Here is a 13,778-nt window from a genome sequence, read left to right on the forward strand (position 1 = left end):
GGCGACTCAGGCGTCAAGGCAACTGATCATCCTGCTGCTTGTGCTTCCAGGCATCGTTGCCTGGCAGGATGAGGTTGAGCGCGATCGCCACGATGGCGCACAACGCGATGCCCTTCAGGCCCCAGTCGTCGGGACCGTCACCGCTGCCGACCAGCACGCCGCCGATACCGAATACCAGGGTCACCGACACGATCACCAGGTTCCGCGCTTCGGCGAGGTCGACCTTGTGGCGGATCATGGTATTGAGCCCGACGGCTGCGATCGAGCCGAACAGCAGACAGAGGATGCCACCCATCACAGGCACCGGAATGCTCTGCAGCAGGGCGCCGAACTTGCCGATGAAGGCCAGGGTGATGGCGAACACCGCAGCCCAGGTCATGATCTTCGGGTTGTAGTTCTTGGTCAGCATCACCGCGCCGGTCACCTCGGCGTAGGTAGTGTTGGGCGGTCCGCCGAACAGGCCGGCTGCCGTCGTGGCGATGCCGTCACCCAGCAGCGTGCGGTGCAGGCCCGGTGTCTTCAGGTAGTCCCGTCCCGTCACGCTGCCCACCGCGATGACCCCGCCGATATGCTCGATGGCCGGCGCCAAGGCCACGGGCACGATGAACAGGATGGCCTGCCAGTTGAAGGCAGGGGCGGTGAAGTTGGGCAATTCCAGCCAGGGCGCCGCTGCAATCTTCGCCGTGTCGACCACCCCGAAAGCGAACGACAGGGCAAAACCCACCAGCACGCCGGCGATGATCGGCACCAGGCGGAAGATGCCTTTGCCGAACACGGCCACGATCAGCGTCGTCAGCAGGGCCGGCATGGAAATCAGCATGGCGGTGCTGTAGGGCAGCAGCACGCTACCATCGCCAGCCTTGCCCATCGCCATGTTGGCCGCGATCGGTGCCATGGCCAGGCCGATGGAGATGATCACCGGGCCGATCACCACCGGGGGCAGCATACGGTCGATGAAGCCTGTGCCCTTGATCTTCACCATCAGGCCCATGAAGGTGTAGACGAACCCGGCGGCCATGACGCCACCCATGGTTTCTGCCAGACCGAACTGGCCCTTGGCGAGAATGATCGGGGTGATGAAGGCAAAGCTCGATGCCAGGAAGACCGGCACCTGACGCCCGGTCACCAGCTGAAACAGCAAGGTGCCAAGGCCTGCGGTGAACAGCGCGACGTTAGGGTCCAGGCCGGTAATCAAGGGCATCAGCACCAGCGCGCCAAATGCCACGAAGAGCATCTGCGCGCCTGAAACGACCTGACGCCAGAGCGGGTCGTTGTAGCCGTCCTGCATGGTCAGGCGTCCTTTTGCTTGGTGCCGAAGATCTTGTCGCCGGCATCACCCAGGCCTGGGACGATGTAGCCATGTTCGTTCAGGCGCTGGTCGATGGAGGCCGTGTAGATCTGCACATCCGGGTGGGCCTTGTGTACCACGTCAATGCCCTCTGGGGCAGCAACCAGGACCATGGCGCGGATTTCCCGGCAACCGGCCTTTTTCAGCAGGTCGATGGTGGCGACCATCGAGGCGCCGGTGGCCAGCATCGGATCGATGATCAGTGCCAGGCGCTGATTGATGTCCGGCGCGAGCTTTTCCAGGTAAGTGTGGGCCTCAAGCGTCTCTTCGTTGCGGGCCACGCCCACCGCGCTGACCTTGGCACCCGGCACCAGGCTGAGCACGCCGTCGAGCATGCCGATGCCTGCGCGCAGGATTGGCACGACCGTGATCTTCTTGCCGGCGATCTTTTCCACGGCAACCTTGCCGCACCAGCCGTCGATTTCGTAGGTTTCCAGTGGCAGGTCCTGGGTGGCCTCATACGTCAACAGGGCGCCGACTTCCTGGGCAAGTTCGCGAAAATTCTTGGTGCTGATATCAGCACGGCGCATCAGGCCGAGCTTGTGGCGGATCAGCGGATGGCGGATCTCACGAGTGGGCATAGGGGGGGCTCCGAAAGGCGGGCAAAAAAACCGCGCTAGATTAATCTATTCAGCCTGTGCTGTCGTCTGATCATTTTGCACGTTAGTCCATAAACGCTTGATCTGTGACGAGCGGATGCGTACCTTTGCCCGCTTTTCCAAAATGCACCTCCTGGAGAGCGCCATGTCCGCCGATCTCGAGCATATCCGTCAAGTCATGCGTGAAGCAGACTGCCTGTACACCGAAGCCGAAGTCGAAGCGGCCATCGCCAAGGTCGGCGAGCAGATCTGCCAAGAACTGCACGACAAGAACCCCGTGGTGTTCTGCGTGATGAACGGCGGCCTGATCTTTGCTGGCAAGCTGTTGACCCACCTGCAGTTCCCGCTGGAAGCCTCGTACCTGCACGCCACCCGTTACCGCAACCAGACCAGTGGCGGCGAGCTGTTCTGGAAGGCCAAGCCGGAAGTCTCGTTCATCGACCGCGATGTGCTGATTGTCGATGACATTCTCGACGAGGGCCACACCCTCAGCGCTATCATCGACTTCTGCAAGCATGCCGGCGCCCGCGCCGTGCACACGGCCGTGCTGATCGACAAGGACCACGACCGCAAGGCCAGCCCGGACCTCAAGGCCAACTACGTGGGCTTGCCGTGCATCGATCGTTACATCTTCGGCTATGGCATGGACTACAAGGGCTACTGGCGCAACGCCAACGGCATCTTCGCCGTCAAAGGGCTCTGAGCGCAGCCTGCCTGCCGCCCGCGTGCAGCATGCTAGAGTGCTCCTTCAAGCCAAGGAGCCTCACATGCGTGCGTTCATCCCGTTCCTGCTGGCAGTCAGCCTGCCCCTGGCTGCCGCGCCGGTGCACAGCCAATTCTTGCCGCCCGACGACCAGTCCCTGCGCCAGGCAGCGCCCACCGCCCAGCAGCTCCTTCAGGTCACCGACTACACCGTGGTGGTCGGCGCCCAGCGCCAATCGGACCAGCAACCCATTCCGATCACCTCTTCCTTGCAGGTGCGCCTCAAAGGCAAGCCTCTGAGCAAGGCGGCCAGCATCACCCAGGTGCTGCTGACCTTCGACGGCGAGGCGGCCAAGAGCCTGAAAAAGCCGCTGTACGACGAGAAGACACGCACGCTGAGCTTGAATTACCCGCTCAGCGATTACCGGGTCATCATGGACCTGCTGCGCAACGAGACCCTGTATGTGCAGTTTCTCACCTATGCCAACGGGCACATCTGGGCGGACCTGCACACCGGCACCGTACGTACGCGTTGAGGCTCGCGCGTGGCGGAAGGTACACTGCCGCCCTTTGAACATCGTGATGGTCCAGTTGGAGTCGGCAATGCGTAAAGACAAGAAACAGGTAATCGGTGACGAAATCAGCGACGACTACATCAAGGCGTTTCTCCAGTTCGAGCCCGCCGATGAGGTCACCTCGCCCTCGCTGCACAAGCTGGTAAAGGCTTACCGCGGCTTGCGCGTGGATGACTTCCGGCGTTTCGTTGGCTTCTTCGTCGAAGCAGGCTTGGACCTCGATGGCAAGGACGAGCACGGCAAGACGTTCGCCGAGCAGATCGCCGATCAGCGCAATGGCGAGGAGTACATCGAAATCATCGAAAACGCCCGCTCACGGGCATGAAAAAACGCCCCGAGGGGCGTTTTTCACTGGCCGGGCGGCTTAGGCGTAATGCTTGGCTGCCGGGCTGCTTTGCACCAGATCCAGTGCCGCATCGTTGTCGGCGCTGATCTTCTGGTAAAGCGCAGCGTCGGTGGCCAGGGTCTTCTCGCGCGCCGGGAAGATCTCCTTGAGCTTGGCTGCCCAGGCACCTTTTGCCTGCTCCGGGAAGCAGCGCTCGATCAGTTCCAGCATGATCGAGACCGTCACCGAAGCACCAGGCGATGCGCCCAGCAGCGCCGCCAGGCTGCCGTCCTGGGCAGACACCAACTCGGTACCGAACTGTAGAACGCCGCCTTTCTTCGGGTCCTTCTTGATGATCTGCACACGCTGGCCAGCCACTTCCAGGCGCCAGTCTTCGGCCTTGGCCTCGGGGTAGAAGCGGCGCAGGGATTCCAGGCGCTGCTCCATCGACTGCATCACCTCACTGACCAGATACTTGGTCAGGTCCATGTTGTCTCGGGCCACCGCCAGCATCGGGCCAAGGTTGCCCAGGCGTACCGACAGGGGCAGGTCCAGCAGCGAACCGTGCTTGAGGAACTTGGTGGTAAAGCCGGCATACGGCCCGAACAGCAGGGATTTCTTGCCGTCGACCACGCGCGTGTCCAGGTGCGGCACGGACATGGGCGGCGCGCCAACGGCGGCCTGGCTGTAGACCTTGGCCTGATGCTGACTGACGATTTCCGGATTGTCGCAACGCAGCCACTGGCCACTGACCGGGAAGCCGCCAAAGCCCTTGCTTTCCGGGATGCCGGAGGCCTGCAGCAGCGGCAGGGCAGCGCCGCCGGCGCCGAGAAACACGAAACGGGCGTCCACTTCGCGGCTGCCGCCGCTGTTGACGTCCTTGATGCTGACCGTCCAGCCGGCGCCGTTGCGACGCAGGCCCACGACCTTCTTGCAATACTTGACCTGCGCGTCGGGCGCGTCGCCCAGCAACTTGAGCAGTTTGTTGGTCAGGGCCCCGAAATTGACGTCGGTCCCCTTGAGCACCCGGGTGGCGGCAATGTGCTGGTCAGCCGGGCGGCCCGGCATCATCAGCGGCATCCACTCGTTCATCACGGCCTTGTCGTCGGTGTACTCCATCTCGGCAAAGGCGTGATGCTGCTTGAGCAGTTCATAGCGCTTTTTCAGGAAGGCGATGCCCTTGTCACCCTCGACGTAGCTCAGGTGCGGTACCGGGTTGATGAACGCCCGCGCCGGGCCGAAGTTGCCTTTCTTGCTCAAGTAGGCCCAGAACTGGCGAGACACCTCGAACTGGGTATTGATGTGCACGGCCTTCTTGATGTCGATGCTGCCATCAGCGGCCTGGGGCGTGTAGTTCAGCTCGCACAAGCCGGCGTGGCCGGTGCCTGCGTTGTTCCAGGGGTTGGAACTCTCTGCGGCCCCGGAATCCATCGCCTCGACCACTTCGAGTTTCAGGGTCGGGTCGAGCTCCTTGAGCAGTACGGCCAGGGTGGCACTCATGATGCCTGCGCCTACCAGTACTACATCAACCGATTCGTTCTGCGCCATTTAACGCGTCTCCACAATCTACAGCTACCTAATTGACAGCACAGGATCACCGGGTTCTCCAGGATCGCCATGTCCGACTTTTCGCAGTTCATGCAACGTCCGCGGACACCGCCAACCAGTCTTTGGGTTCGCCTATTGAACCCTGTTTGCCCCAGGTGCGGCAATTCGACTTATGGTCAACGACCGTCGGATGCGCTACGCAAGCCGCTCAGACACGCATCCAGCTTGGGGCCATTTGCCGCCTGTTCAGGGCTGTAGGGGACACACCTGCCGCTTTTGCACATGCCAGATTGTTCATTTGCTCGCCACACTCTTGTGAAGTAGTGAAAACCGTTTTTTCACGCTCTTTTGGAGACGTGAACCTCAAAAGGGGACTGCGCGATGGCAACCCACACGTTCTTTGCAGTGTGACGGCCATGGAAGCAGGCACGACAGCCGATGCAAGACCTGAGTGGAAGGCTCTCTGTGGGCGAGGCGGGTAGATTTGCCGTGGTCAGACGGCGGATGCGGGGCCCGATCAGGAGACGTCCTTATAATCGGGGGGAGATTATAGCGATGTCGCAGCCAGAAATGTCGCCATTTCGCGGTTTTATTGCGGGGTTTTTCAGGCAGCCAGGATGCGTTGGTGCCAACGACGACTTGTCGGCTTGCAAACCCGGGCATCGTCCGGCAGTGCATGACCCAGCCAGGCAAGCTGCACCTCTTGCACCTGCACCCAGCCATCGCCCTCGGGTGCTTGCGAGCAATGCTTGAAGGCCAGGCACGTGCCATTCGCGTCGAGCAGGGCGTAGGCGGTGTGGCGAGGAGCAGGCAACAGCAGGTGCAAAAGCGAGGCCATGGCAGATGTCCTGTGCAGGTGAACGTGCTGCCACCTTAAGTGTCGCCGGTTAAGCGTTTGTGACAACCCCGGGCCTACCGGGCGCAAGCGGTGCAAGCCGCTTGTAGCCAGGCCCTTGCCGCTGGGTATACTGTGCGCCATCGCCGCATTTTCTGGAGAATCGCGCATGTTGCAACGACTGTTGTTCGGTTTGATCACCGTAGCCAGCCTCAGCCTGGTCGGTTGTGCCCACAGCCCGCAACAACTCAATCCGCAGCCCAAGCTCACGGCGCAACTCACCCCGGTGGGGCAGGGCCAGCCGGTGGTGGTGCGAGTGGTAGACGGCAGGCCTTCACCGTCGCTGGGCACCCGCGGTGGCATGTACCCGGAAACCAGCACCATCAGTGTCAGCGGCAACCAGGTGGTGCCCAAGCTGCAGGCCCAGGCCGAGGCTGCCGTGCGCCTGCTGGGCTTCACGCCCACCACCGCAGGCAACGCGCCCCAGTTGACCGTTACCCTGGCCGAGCTGAAGTACCAGTCGCCCAAGGACAAGCTGTACGTGACCGAAGCCACCATTGGCGCTACCTTCCGTGCTGACGTCGCCAACAACGGCCGCCGCTACACCGGTCGCTATGGCGCTTCGCTGGATCAGCGCTTTGGCATGGCGCCAAACCAGGACACCAACACCCAGTTGGTCAGCGATGTGTTGAGCGACGCACTGACCCGGTTGTTCAAGGACCCAAGCATCGGTCAGGTGCTGGCGCAGTAACGTTCAATGCTTCACTCAAACCGCTGCCCGGTGACGGCCAGCGGTTTTTTCATGCCGCGTGCCGGTATCATGCCGTCGCGATGCGCAGGTCCAGCAGGCTGATCCCGGTCTGGGTGTCCACCTCGGGCCAGTGCTCATGGGCATGCCCGCCCAAGGCGCAGTAGACCAGCCATTGGCGGTCTTGGACATTGATGGCCAAACCATCGATGAGCGCCTGTTGCTCATCACTCTGGGCAACGAGGTAGAGGCGGTCCTGGTTTTCGGCATGCAGCATGAACGAGCTCCGGTTCGAGGAAGGACGACAGGGTGGCCTGTTCTGATGACGAACCGATGACAGATGAAATTAAATGACACCCGGTCGCCGCCGTGCAGGCAGTGCCAGGTGGCTTGGGTAGAATGCTGGCTTTTGTTCAGGTCTACGCGAGGTAACGCGATGTCCATGCACATGCTCTGGGGGCTGATTGCCGCCCATCCCACCAAGCTCATCAATGTGCTGGCCTTGCTGCTGACGTGTCCGGGCGGCCTGCTGTTGCACAGCGCCAGGCGTGAGGCGGCCGATGCACGGCTAGGGTTGGGGGCGCAGCCGAGGACGTTTGCGCGATTCGCTGGGTGGGTGCCCAGGCAGCGCTACAGCCTGGGCTTCGCCTGCCTGGCCATTGCGCTGGTGCTGTCGTGGGTCAGCACCTGGGCCTGAGCACAATCGGGGGCTCAGGCCGAACGCGAGGCTCGCGTTCAACAGCGCCCCCTTGATGCTCAAGCAAGCGGTGCCTGCTGCCTGACCTGATACTGATTGCGCACCGGCGTCGCGTATTGCAACACCAGGTAAGGCCGCTGCTCTTCAGGGCAGGCATCCAGACGGCGCTGCCATTCTTCCTTGGCCTTGGCCAGTTCATCGGCTGGGAACACCTGCTCGGCGCTTGGCACCTGCAGCGTGTCATCCTGCTCGGCCCACATCGCATAGGCCAGGTAATGCACGGGGAACAGTCGATAACCGCCGAGGATCTGCCGGTCGATTTCCGCTGCCAGCTGCTTGGTGTCCTCGTAGTACTGGGTCACTGGCGGTGCAAAGTTGATGTGCACGCGGCCCTTGTAGCCGGTAATGCCCTTGGCGATGCTGTGATCGTCCTCTCCCGGCGCCTTCTGGTAAGTACCGGTGGTGGCGCGGATGTACAACTCACGGGCCTTGGCCTGGTCGCAGGGGTCGTATTCGTAGCTGATCGATACCGGCGTCAGGTTCAGGCTCTGGATGACCGCGCCGAATGCCTCGTCCTTGCGGCTCATGTGGAACATCTTGAGGATGGCCGAATCGGTGCGGTCGTCGCCATCCTTGGCCCGGCCTTCGGCCTGGGCGATCCAGATGGAGGTGCTGTCGTTGATGATGGAGTGACTGATATAGGCCGACAGTAGCTGGTAGGCGGCCAGTTTCTCGCGACGGCCGGTGATCGAGCGGTGCACGATGAAGCTCTTGTTGAGCCGCATGAGGTCGCTGACGAAGGGTTTTTGCAGCAGGTTGTCGCCGATGGCGATGCGCGGGGTGGGCAGGCCGGCGTGGTACACCGCGTAGTTGACGAATGCCGGGTCCATGACGATGTCACGGTGATTGGCCAGGAACAGATAAGCCGTGCCGGCCTTGAGCTGCTCCACACCCGAATAGGTCACGCCATCGGTGGCGCGGTCGATGGTGCGATCAACGTAGTGCTCGACCTTGTCCTGCAGGGTCGATACACAGGTCACGCCAGCGAACTCCTGGCGCAGGCGCCGGGCAATCAGCGGTTTCAGCAGCCAGCCAAAGGCACCGGCTGCGCGCGGGAAGCGGAAATGAGTCAGGATATCGAGGAATGCCGGGTCGCTGAGCAAGCGTGCCAGAACTCCAGGGACCTCAGCGTCGTCGTATGGTCGGATGGCATCGAATTCGCCCATCATGCTCTCTTGTTGGAAACGGCTAGGGTAATAATGAAGTACGGGCAGGCTCCGAAAAACGGCTCGGACGCACGTGGCCCTGTAAACAGAGCGGCAATTATACGCATAACTCGTCGTGGAGGCCCTGATGCTGGAAACAGAGTTCTACGATTGCCCTTATTGTGGCGAACGGGTGGAAACCTACGTCGATCTGTCCGGCGGCGATCAGGTCTACACCGAAGACTGTCAGGTGTGCTGCCGGCCGATCGTGTTCGTGCTGCAGGTGCATGACGACGAATGGATGCTCGATGTCAGACGTGAGGACGATGCGTGATGAGGCGTATCTACGAACCTGAAAGCCTGCTCGAGGCTGAGATGCTGGCCGGTATGCTTGCCAGCGAAGGGGTGCAGGCGCACCTGGTGGGCCGCGATCTTGTCGGGGCGACCGGCGAATTGCCTCTGCACGGTCTGCTGGGCTTGTCGGTGGCCGATGAGCAGGCCGAATACGCACGGCAGTTGATCGATGCGTACAATGACGCCCAGCCACTGGTTGGCGACGAGCCGGAGAGCTTCCCCGGTACCTTGATCTGCTAGGTTCAGAATTACCTCATGTGTGGACGTTACGCCCTGTTCCGCTGGTCCCAGGCATTGGCCAACCTGCCTGGCTTTCCCGCCGGGCAACCCGCCCAGTGGAATATTTCGCCCGGCAATACTGTCCTTATCCAGCGCCAGCTGGATGGGCAGCTGCAAGTGGCCAAGGCACGCTGGGGGCTGACGCCGCCGTGGCTCACCGACCTTTCCCGCACTCCCGCGCACGCCCGCGCCGAAACGCTGGCCGAGCAGCCGATGTTTCGCGAAGCGTTTCGCCAACGACGCTGCCTGATACCGGCCAACGGGTTCTATGAGTGGCGGGGCAGTGTGCGCAAACGGCCCTTCTGGCTGACCCCGGGGGAGGGGGCATCGCTGTATTTCGCCGCTGTGTGGGAGGCTTATGCCGTACAGGAGCAGGTCTGGCTCAGTTGCGCCGTGGTCACCCAGGCGGCGATGAACCAACGCAGGCCCCTGATTCTGGATGAGGCAGGGCAGGCTGCCTGGCTGGATCCGCAAACGCCGCTGATCCGTTTGCAGGAATTGCTGGCCAGCCCCTCGGTGACGTTGCGCGAGCGGGCACTGGCGCCTTTCGTGAACGACCCGAAACTGGACGCTCCCGAGTGCCTCACCCCGGCCTGAGTGCCTGTCCATGCTTTGTGGCGCGCCGCGCAGAGGGCACGGGTGTGCAAAATCTTCCCTGCGGCTATGGCGGCCTACCCATGAGTCATCCTAGGATACGGCGCATGTAAAAAGGAGTGTTTCCATGCGTAAGTCTTTTGTCATCAGCCTATTGAGCGCTGGCATCCTGCTCGCCGGCTGCCAAGGGGTGAACACCACCAGCGGCGGTGCAGTGGGCGTTGAGCGCAAGCAGTACATGTTCAGCATGCTGTCGCCGGACGAGGTCAACACGATGTACGCCCAGTCGTACCAGCAGACCCTGGGCGAGGCGTCCAGCAAAGGCTTGCTCGACAAATCCAGTGCCGATGCCAGGCGCGTACAGGCCATTGCCAACCGATTGATTGCCCAAGCGCCCCAGTTCCGGCCGGACGCTGCGCAGTGGAAGTGGGAGGTCAACGTGATCAAGAGCGATGAGCTCAATGCCAACTGCGGACCAGGCGGCAAGATCATCGTCTACACGGGCCTGATCGATCAGCTCAAGCTCAACGACGCCGAGATCGCGGCCGTCGTGGGTCACGAAATCGCCCACGCCTTGCGCGAGCACAGCCGTGAAGCCATGTCCAAGGCCTACGGCGTGGAAATGGCGCGCCAGGGGGCCGGCGCCATCTTCGGCCTGGGTCAGGACAGCATGGCGCTGGCCGACACCGTGGTGAACTACGCCATGACCTTGCCCAACAGCCGGGCCAACGAGAACGAAGCAGACCTGATCGGTCTTGAGCTCTCGGCACGTGCAGGCTACGACCCGAACGCGGCCATTACCCTGTGGAACAAGATGAGCAAGGCCTCGGAAGGGGCGCCACCGGAGTTCATGAGTACGCACCCGGCCTCGGCCAGCCGTATTGCCGCCTTGCAGGCAGCCATTCCCAAAGTCATGCCACTGTATCAGGCAGCGGCCAAGCCCTGAGGCCGGCTGCAAGTGGGCAAGCTGGCGCCATGAAGGCGCCGGTCTGCCCGCCGGTGCGTCAACCCACCCAACCGCTGGCCTTCATGGCCGTGTAGACCGCAACGATCGCGAGCACGAAGAACGCGGCGGCCGCCAGGCGGCGAATCAGCGTCAGCGGCAGTTTGTCGGCGGCGAAATTACCCGCCAGCACCACGGGCACGTTGGCGATCAGCATGCCCAGCGTGGTACCGACGATGACCATGATCAGGTGTGGGTACTGCGCAGCCAGCATGACCGTGGCGACCTGGGTCTTGTCCCCGATCTCGGCAAGGAAGAACGCGATCAGCGTGGTCAGGAACGGCCCGAAGCGGCGCGCAGGGTTTTCGTCGTCGTCCATTTTGTCCGGCACCAGCGTCCACAGGGCCGTGGCGGTGAAGCTGGCGGCCAGGATCCAATGCAGCGCAGCGTCGCTGAAGAAACTGCCGAACCAGGCGCCCACGGCACCTGCTGCGGCATGGTTGGCCAGCGTGGCCGCGACGATGCCGGCAATGATGGGCCAGGGCTTGCGAAAGCGGGCAGCGAGGATGAGCGCGAGCAGCTGCGTCTTGTCGCCGATTTCGGCCAGGGCAACGATTGCGGTGGGGACCAGCAGAGATTCCAGCATCAGGATTCCTACGGGGGCGGGTCGACACGGCTATGACACGTACGACCTCCCCGCCCCGGGTAAGGTGTGCGTGTCATAGGTCTTGTCAAACCCCGGGCCTGTCTGTGCAGGCCTGGCCATGCAGGTTTGCATGGTGGGTCGCACGCGCCATGGTCTGTGGACCAAGTATGTTGACGCGTACCGGGCGAGCGTGGCGCTCGCGGGAGACTACTCCCCTAGGACGGTGCGGATTCTGCCTAGGCGAAACGGTTTCGGCAAGCGCTGTTTTTATCAGCGTGTTGCCTGGTAGATCCTGAACCCGTCGGCTTCCTCCAGGACCTGACAGTTGCCCAACGCTGCTTCGATGATCGGTTTGTAGCGCAGGAAGGTGTTGGCTACCAAGCGTATTTGGCCGCCTTTTCGCAGATGAACGGCAGATTTTTGCAGCAGGTTCTCCGATGCCTGGTAATCGGTATGGACCCCGGTGTGAAACGGCGGGTTGCTCAGTATCACGTCCAGGTCCAAAGGTGCTGCATCGATACCGTCACCTTGCACGACGTCGGCTTCCAGGCCGTTGGCCGCCAGGGTCAGACGGCTGGCGACCACGGCGAAGGCATCCACATCGAGCATCGTTACCCGGCTGTCTGGGTAGCGCCGCTTCACTGCCGTCCCCAGCACGCCAGCGCCGCAGCCGAAGTCCAGCACATGACCTTCGGGCAGCGCCTCCAGGTGGCGCAGCAGCACCGCCGTGCCTCGGTCGAGGCGGCCGTGGCTGAAGACCCCCGGCAGGCTCACCACCTGCAAGGGACCCTCTGGCAGAACCAGCTCGAACTGCTTGGCCAACGTGTGCAGCGCGACTGCCTCCGGCGCCTGCTCGATGCTGACCTGCCACAGTTGGCAGTGCCGGGCGCTGTCGAGTTTGCGCGGCTTGCCCAATGCCTGGAGGTGCCGTGCGACGCTTTCGATCCCCCCGCGCTTTTCACCCACCACATACAACGTGCCGCCTTGCAGGCGTGCGGCCAGGGTGGTGAGCAGGTAGGCCGCCAGCTCGCGCGACTTGGGAAGAAACAGCACGGCAGTGGGCACGTCCACCGCTGGAGGCTCCACCGCGCAATGGCAGCGGCCGGCAAAGCGGCTTTCGAGCAGGGCGTGATCGCCTGCGTGCCAGGTCCAGGCATGAGCCTGGGGCAGTTGAGCCAACAGGCCATCGGCTGGGGCCCCTGCAATCAGCAGCGGGCCCTGGAACAGCTCTGCCTGGCGGAGCAACACTTCACTGCGCGGGTCCATGGACGACGCCTCCGAAAAATCGCGCAGTGTAGCAGAGCCGCGCTTGCGCCTCAGCCGACCACGCGGCGTGCCTGCCCGGCAAAGTACGCCTGGGCGTTTTCCGCCAGTTGGCCCACGATCCGCTGGCGCGCCTCGACCGCGCCCCAGGCGCTGTGAGGGGTAACGATCAGGCGCTCGATGCCAGGTTCGAGCAGGGGGTTGCCGTCAACCGGAGGCTCGACGCTCAATACGTCGGTTGCAGCCCCGCCCAGGTGGCCGCTGCGCAATGCATCGGCCAGCGCCTGTTCATCGATCAGCCCGCCACGGGCGGTATTGACCACCAGTGCACCGGGCTTGAGCAAGGCCAGCTCGCGCTCGCCGATCATGTGCCGGGTGTGCTCATTCAGGGGGCAATGCAAGGTCAGGGCGTCGACCTGTGGCAGCAGTTCATCCAGGGGCAGGCGGTCGGCACGGCTCGGCCGGCCTGGAATCTGCCCGCTCAGCACGCGCATGCCGAAGGCTTCGGCCAGGCGCGCCACTGCACCGCCCAGTTCGCCATGGCCCAGCAAGCCGAGGGTCTTGCCCTCCAGCTCGACGATTGGATAGTCCAACAGGCAGAACTGGCTAGCTTTGGCCCATCGCCCCTCGGCCACCGCCTGGTTGTAATCACACAGGCGCGTGGCCAGCGCCAGCAGCAGGCCCAGGGTGTGCTGGGCCACCGAAGGTGTGCCGTAGCCCTGGCAGTTGCAGACCGTGATGCCTTGCGCCCGTGCGGCAGCCAGGTCGACGTTGTTGGTGCCGGTGGCGGCCACCAGGATCAGCTTGAGCTGTGGGTTCGCTTCGAGGCAGGCGGCGTCGAGCACCACCTTGTTACTGATCACCGCAACAGCACCCTGAAGACGTTCCGCCACCTGTTCTGGCGTCGTGGCAGCGAACAGCGCCAGTGAATCGAACGACTGATGCAGCGGTGTCAGGTCCAGGTCGCCCAGGTCCAGGGAGTCGTGGTCGAGAAAAACGGCGTGGCGCGAGCTGGGCATAGATGGGCTCCGGTTACAGAGAAGGGGGGATGAAGGTCTGGTTGACGCCTGTGGACCAGTGTCCAGCCCCTGCTTGCCGCCCGTCAACGCCTGGCGCC

General features: G+C 62.9%; 18 protein-coding genes and 1 riboswitch. Of the genes, 9 read left to right on the forward strand and 9 right to left on the reverse strand.

What is annotated here, in order from left to right; all coding sequences use genetic code 11:
* Window positions 1–13: 13 nt before the first annotated feature.
* Together CRP40_RS00065 and upp are read right to left on the reverse strand one after the other, a co-directional pair.
* Window positions 14–1,288 carry a uracil-xanthine permease family protein gene (locus tag CRP40_RS00065; RefSeq protein ID WP_023534705.1) on the reverse strand — a complete coding sequence of 425 codons (1,275 nt, stop codon included), beginning with the start codon at window positions 1,286–1,288 and terminating at the stop codon, window positions 14–16.
* Window positions 1,289–1,290: 2 nt separating this feature from the next.
* On the reverse strand, window positions 1,291–1,929 hold the full coding sequence (upp, locus tag CRP40_RS00070; RefSeq protein WP_027916614.1) for a uracil phosphoribosyltransferase: 639 nt from the start codon (window positions 1,927–1,929) through the stop codon (window positions 1,291–1,293).
* Between the two features lie 163 nt (window positions 1,930–2,092).
* Here upp and CRP40_RS00075 point away from each other — a divergent pair, with 163 nt between their 5' ends.
* From CRP40_RS00075 to CRP40_RS00085, 3 genes are all read left to right on the forward strand, one after another.
* Window positions 2,093–2,650, forward strand: coding sequence for a hypoxanthine-guanine phosphoribosyltransferase (locus tag CRP40_RS00075; protein ID WP_027916613.1), 558 nt, complete (start codon window positions 2,093–2,095; stop codon window positions 2,648–2,650).
* 64 nt (window positions 2,651–2,714) lie between these two features.
* A complete protein-coding gene (locus CRP40_RS00080) occupies window positions 2,715–3,185 on the forward strand; it encodes a hypothetical protein (RefSeq protein WP_027916612.1) in 471 nt (156 codons plus the stop codon).
* Between the two features lie 67 nt (window positions 3,186–3,252).
* Window positions 3,253–3,549: a PA4642 family protein gene (locus CRP40_RS00085; RefSeq protein WP_027916611.1), complete on the forward strand. Its 297-nt coding sequence runs from the start codon at window positions 3,253–3,255 to the stop codon at window positions 3,547–3,549.
* Between the two features lie 39 nt (window positions 3,550–3,588).
* On the opposite strand, the gene mqo is transcribed toward CRP40_RS00085, so the two are convergent.
* The gene (gene mqo, locus CRP40_RS00090) at window positions 3,589–5,097 is read right to left on the reverse strand and encodes a malate dehydrogenase (quinone) (protein ID WP_023534698.1); all 1,509 of its coding nucleotides are present in this window, start codon (window positions 5,095–5,097) and stop codon (window positions 3,589–3,591) included.
* Between the two features lie 604 nt (window positions 5,098–5,701).
* Window positions 5,702–5,935 carry a hypothetical protein gene (locus CRP40_RS00095; protein WP_027916610.1) on the reverse strand — a complete coding sequence of 78 codons (234 nt, stop codon included), beginning with the start codon at window positions 5,933–5,935 and terminating at the stop codon, window positions 5,702–5,704.
* Window positions 5,936–6,101: 166 nt separating this feature from the next.
* Between CRP40_RS00095 and CRP40_RS00100 the strand changes: the two genes are divergently transcribed.
* A complete protein-coding gene (locus CRP40_RS00100; RefSeq protein WP_023534676.1) occupies window positions 6,102–6,683 on the forward strand; it encodes a YajG family lipoprotein in 582 nt (193 codons plus the stop codon).
* Between the two features lie 67 nt (window positions 6,684–6,750).
* Here CRP40_RS00100 and CRP40_RS00105 read toward each other — a convergent pair whose 3' ends face one another.
* Window positions 6,751–6,957, reverse strand: coding sequence for a hypothetical protein (locus CRP40_RS00105; protein ID WP_027916609.1), 207 nt, complete (start codon window positions 6,955–6,957; stop codon window positions 6,751–6,753).
* Between the two features lie 159 nt (window positions 6,958–7,116).
* On the opposite strand from CRP40_RS00105, the gene CRP40_RS00110 reads away from it, so the two are divergent.
* Window positions 7,117–7,377 (forward strand): hypothetical protein, encoded by a 261-nt coding sequence (locus CRP40_RS00110; RefSeq protein WP_027916608.1) that lies wholly within the window; start codon window positions 7,117–7,119, stop codon window positions 7,375–7,377.
* 59 nt (window positions 7,378–7,436) lie between these two features.
* Here the strand turns inward: CRP40_RS00110 and CRP40_RS00115 are convergent, their stop codons facing one another.
* Complete coding sequence (locus tag CRP40_RS00115) at window positions 7,437–8,603, reverse strand: 1-acyl-sn-glycerol-3-phosphate acyltransferase (RefSeq protein WP_027916607.1); 1,167 nt, start codon at window positions 8,601–8,603, stop codon at window positions 7,437–7,439.
* Window positions 8,604–8,730: 127 nt separating this feature from the next.
* Between CRP40_RS00115 and CRP40_RS00120 the strand changes: the two genes are divergently transcribed.
* From CRP40_RS00120 to CRP40_RS00135, 4 genes are all read left to right on the forward strand, one after another.
* Entirely contained in the window at window positions 8,731–8,916 is a 186-nt protein-coding gene (locus tag CRP40_RS00120; protein ID WP_023534664.1) for a CPXCG motif-containing cysteine-rich protein, read from the forward strand.
* Complete coding sequence (locus CRP40_RS00125) at window positions 8,916–9,176, forward strand: DUF2007 domain-containing protein (RefSeq protein WP_027916606.1); 261 nt, start codon at window positions 8,916–8,918, stop codon at window positions 9,174–9,176. The genes CRP40_RS00120 and CRP40_RS00125 overlap by 1 nt, the downstream gene beginning before the upstream one ends.
* Before the next feature lie 15 nt (window positions 9,177–9,191).
* On the forward strand, window positions 9,192–9,812 hold the full coding sequence (locus CRP40_RS00130; protein WP_027916605.1) for an SOS response-associated peptidase: 621 nt from the start codon (window positions 9,192–9,194) through the stop codon (window positions 9,810–9,812).
* Window positions 9,813–9,936: 124 nt separating this feature from the next.
* Entirely contained in the window at window positions 9,937–10,755 is an 819-nt protein-coding gene (locus tag CRP40_RS00135; RefSeq protein ID WP_023534677.1) for a M48 family metallopeptidase, read from the forward strand.
* Window positions 10,756–10,813: 58 nt separating this feature from the next.
* On the opposite strand, the gene CRP40_RS00140 is transcribed toward CRP40_RS00135, so the two are convergent.
* The 3 genes from CRP40_RS00140 to CRP40_RS00150 all read right to left on the reverse strand — a co-directional run bounded on the left by CRP40_RS00140 (window position 10,814) and on the right by CRP40_RS00150 (window position 13,680).
* On the reverse strand, window positions 10,814–11,398 hold the full coding sequence (locus CRP40_RS00140) for a TMEM165/GDT1 family protein (protein WP_023534668.1): 585 nt from the start codon (window positions 11,396–11,398) through the stop codon (window positions 10,814–10,816).
* Between the two features lie 88 nt (window positions 11,399–11,486).
* Window positions 11,487–11,626: riboswitch (yybP-ykoY riboswitch) on the reverse strand.
* A 42-nt stretch (window positions 11,627–11,668) separates the two neighbouring features.
* A complete protein-coding gene (locus CRP40_RS00145; protein WP_027916604.1) occupies window positions 11,669–12,664 on the reverse strand; it encodes a class I SAM-dependent methyltransferase in 996 nt (331 codons plus the stop codon).
* 50 nt (window positions 12,665–12,714) lie between these two features.
* A complete protein-coding gene (locus CRP40_RS00150; RefSeq protein ID WP_027916603.1) occupies window positions 12,715–13,680 on the reverse strand; it encodes a 2-hydroxyacid dehydrogenase in 966 nt (321 codons plus the stop codon).
* Window positions 13,681–13,778: the final 98 nt, after the last annotated feature.

The organism is Pseudomonas sp. URMO17WK12:I9 (assembly GCF_900230165.1).
Lineage (GTDB): Bacteria > Pseudomonadota > Gammaproteobacteria > Pseudomonadales > Pseudomonadaceae > Aquipseudomonas > Aquipseudomonas fulva.

Coding starts and splice junctions, on each gene's coding strand:
- upp (WP_027916614.1), bottom strand. CDS start 1,929: ATGCCCACTCGTGAGATCCGCCATCCGCTGATCCGCCACAAGCTCGGC.
- CRP40_RS00075 (WP_027916613.1), top strand. CDS start 2,093: ATGTCCGCCGATCTCGAGCATATCCGTCAAGTCATGCGTGAAGCAGAC.
- CRP40_RS00140 (WP_023534668.1), bottom strand. CDS start 11,398: ATGCTGGAATCTCTGCTGGTCCCCACCGCAATCGTTGCCCTGGCCGAA.
- mqo (WP_023534698.1), bottom strand. CDS start 5,097: ATGGCGCAGAACGAATCGGTTGATGTAGTACTGGTAGGCGCAGGCATC.
- CRP40_RS00150 (WP_027916603.1), bottom strand. CDS start 13,680: ATGCCCAGCTCGCGCCACGCCGTTTTTCTCGACCACGACTCCCTGGAC.
- CRP40_RS00095 (WP_027916610.1), bottom strand. CDS start 5,935: ATGGCCTCGCTTTTGCACCTGCTGTTGCCTGCTCCTCGCCACACCGCC.
- CRP40_RS00105 (WP_027916609.1), bottom strand. CDS start 6,957: ATGCTGCATGCCGAAAACCAGGACCGCCTCTACCTCGTTGCCCAGAGT.
- CRP40_RS00120 (WP_023534664.1), top strand. CDS start 8,731: ATGCTGGAAACAGAGTTCTACGATTGCCCTTATTGTGGCGAACGGGTG.
- CRP40_RS00145 (WP_027916604.1), bottom strand. CDS start 12,664: ATGGACCCGCGCAGTGAAGTGTTGCTCCGCCAGGCAGAGCTGTTCCAG.
- CRP40_RS00115 (WP_027916607.1), bottom strand. CDS start 8,603: ATGGGCGAATTCGATGCCATCCGACCATACGACGACGCTGAGGTCCCT.
- CRP40_RS00100 (WP_023534676.1), top strand. CDS start 6,102: ATGTTGCAACGACTGTTGTTCGGTTTGATCACCGTAGCCAGCCTCAGC.
- CRP40_RS00125 (WP_027916606.1), top strand. CDS start 8,916: ATGAGGCGTATCTACGAACCTGAAAGCCTGCTCGAGGCTGAGATGCTG.
- CRP40_RS00110 (WP_027916608.1), top strand. CDS start 7,117: ATGTCCATGCACATGCTCTGGGGGCTGATTGCCGCCCATCCCACCAAG.
- CRP40_RS00085 (WP_027916611.1), top strand. CDS start 3,253: ATGCGTAAAGACAAGAAACAGGTAATCGGTGACGAAATCAGCGACGAC.
- CRP40_RS00065 (WP_023534705.1), bottom strand. CDS start 1,288: ATGCAGGACGGCTACAACGACCCGCTCTGGCGTCAGGTCGTTTCAGGC.
- CRP40_RS00135 (WP_023534677.1), top strand. CDS start 9,937: ATGCGTAAGTCTTTTGTCATCAGCCTATTGAGCGCTGGCATCCTGCTC.
- CRP40_RS00130 (WP_027916605.1), top strand. CDS start 9,192: ATGTGTGGACGTTACGCCCTGTTCCGCTGGTCCCAGGCATTGGCCAAC.
- CRP40_RS00080 (WP_027916612.1), top strand. CDS start 2,715: ATGCGTGCGTTCATCCCGTTCCTGCTGGCAGTCAGCCTGCCCCTGGCT.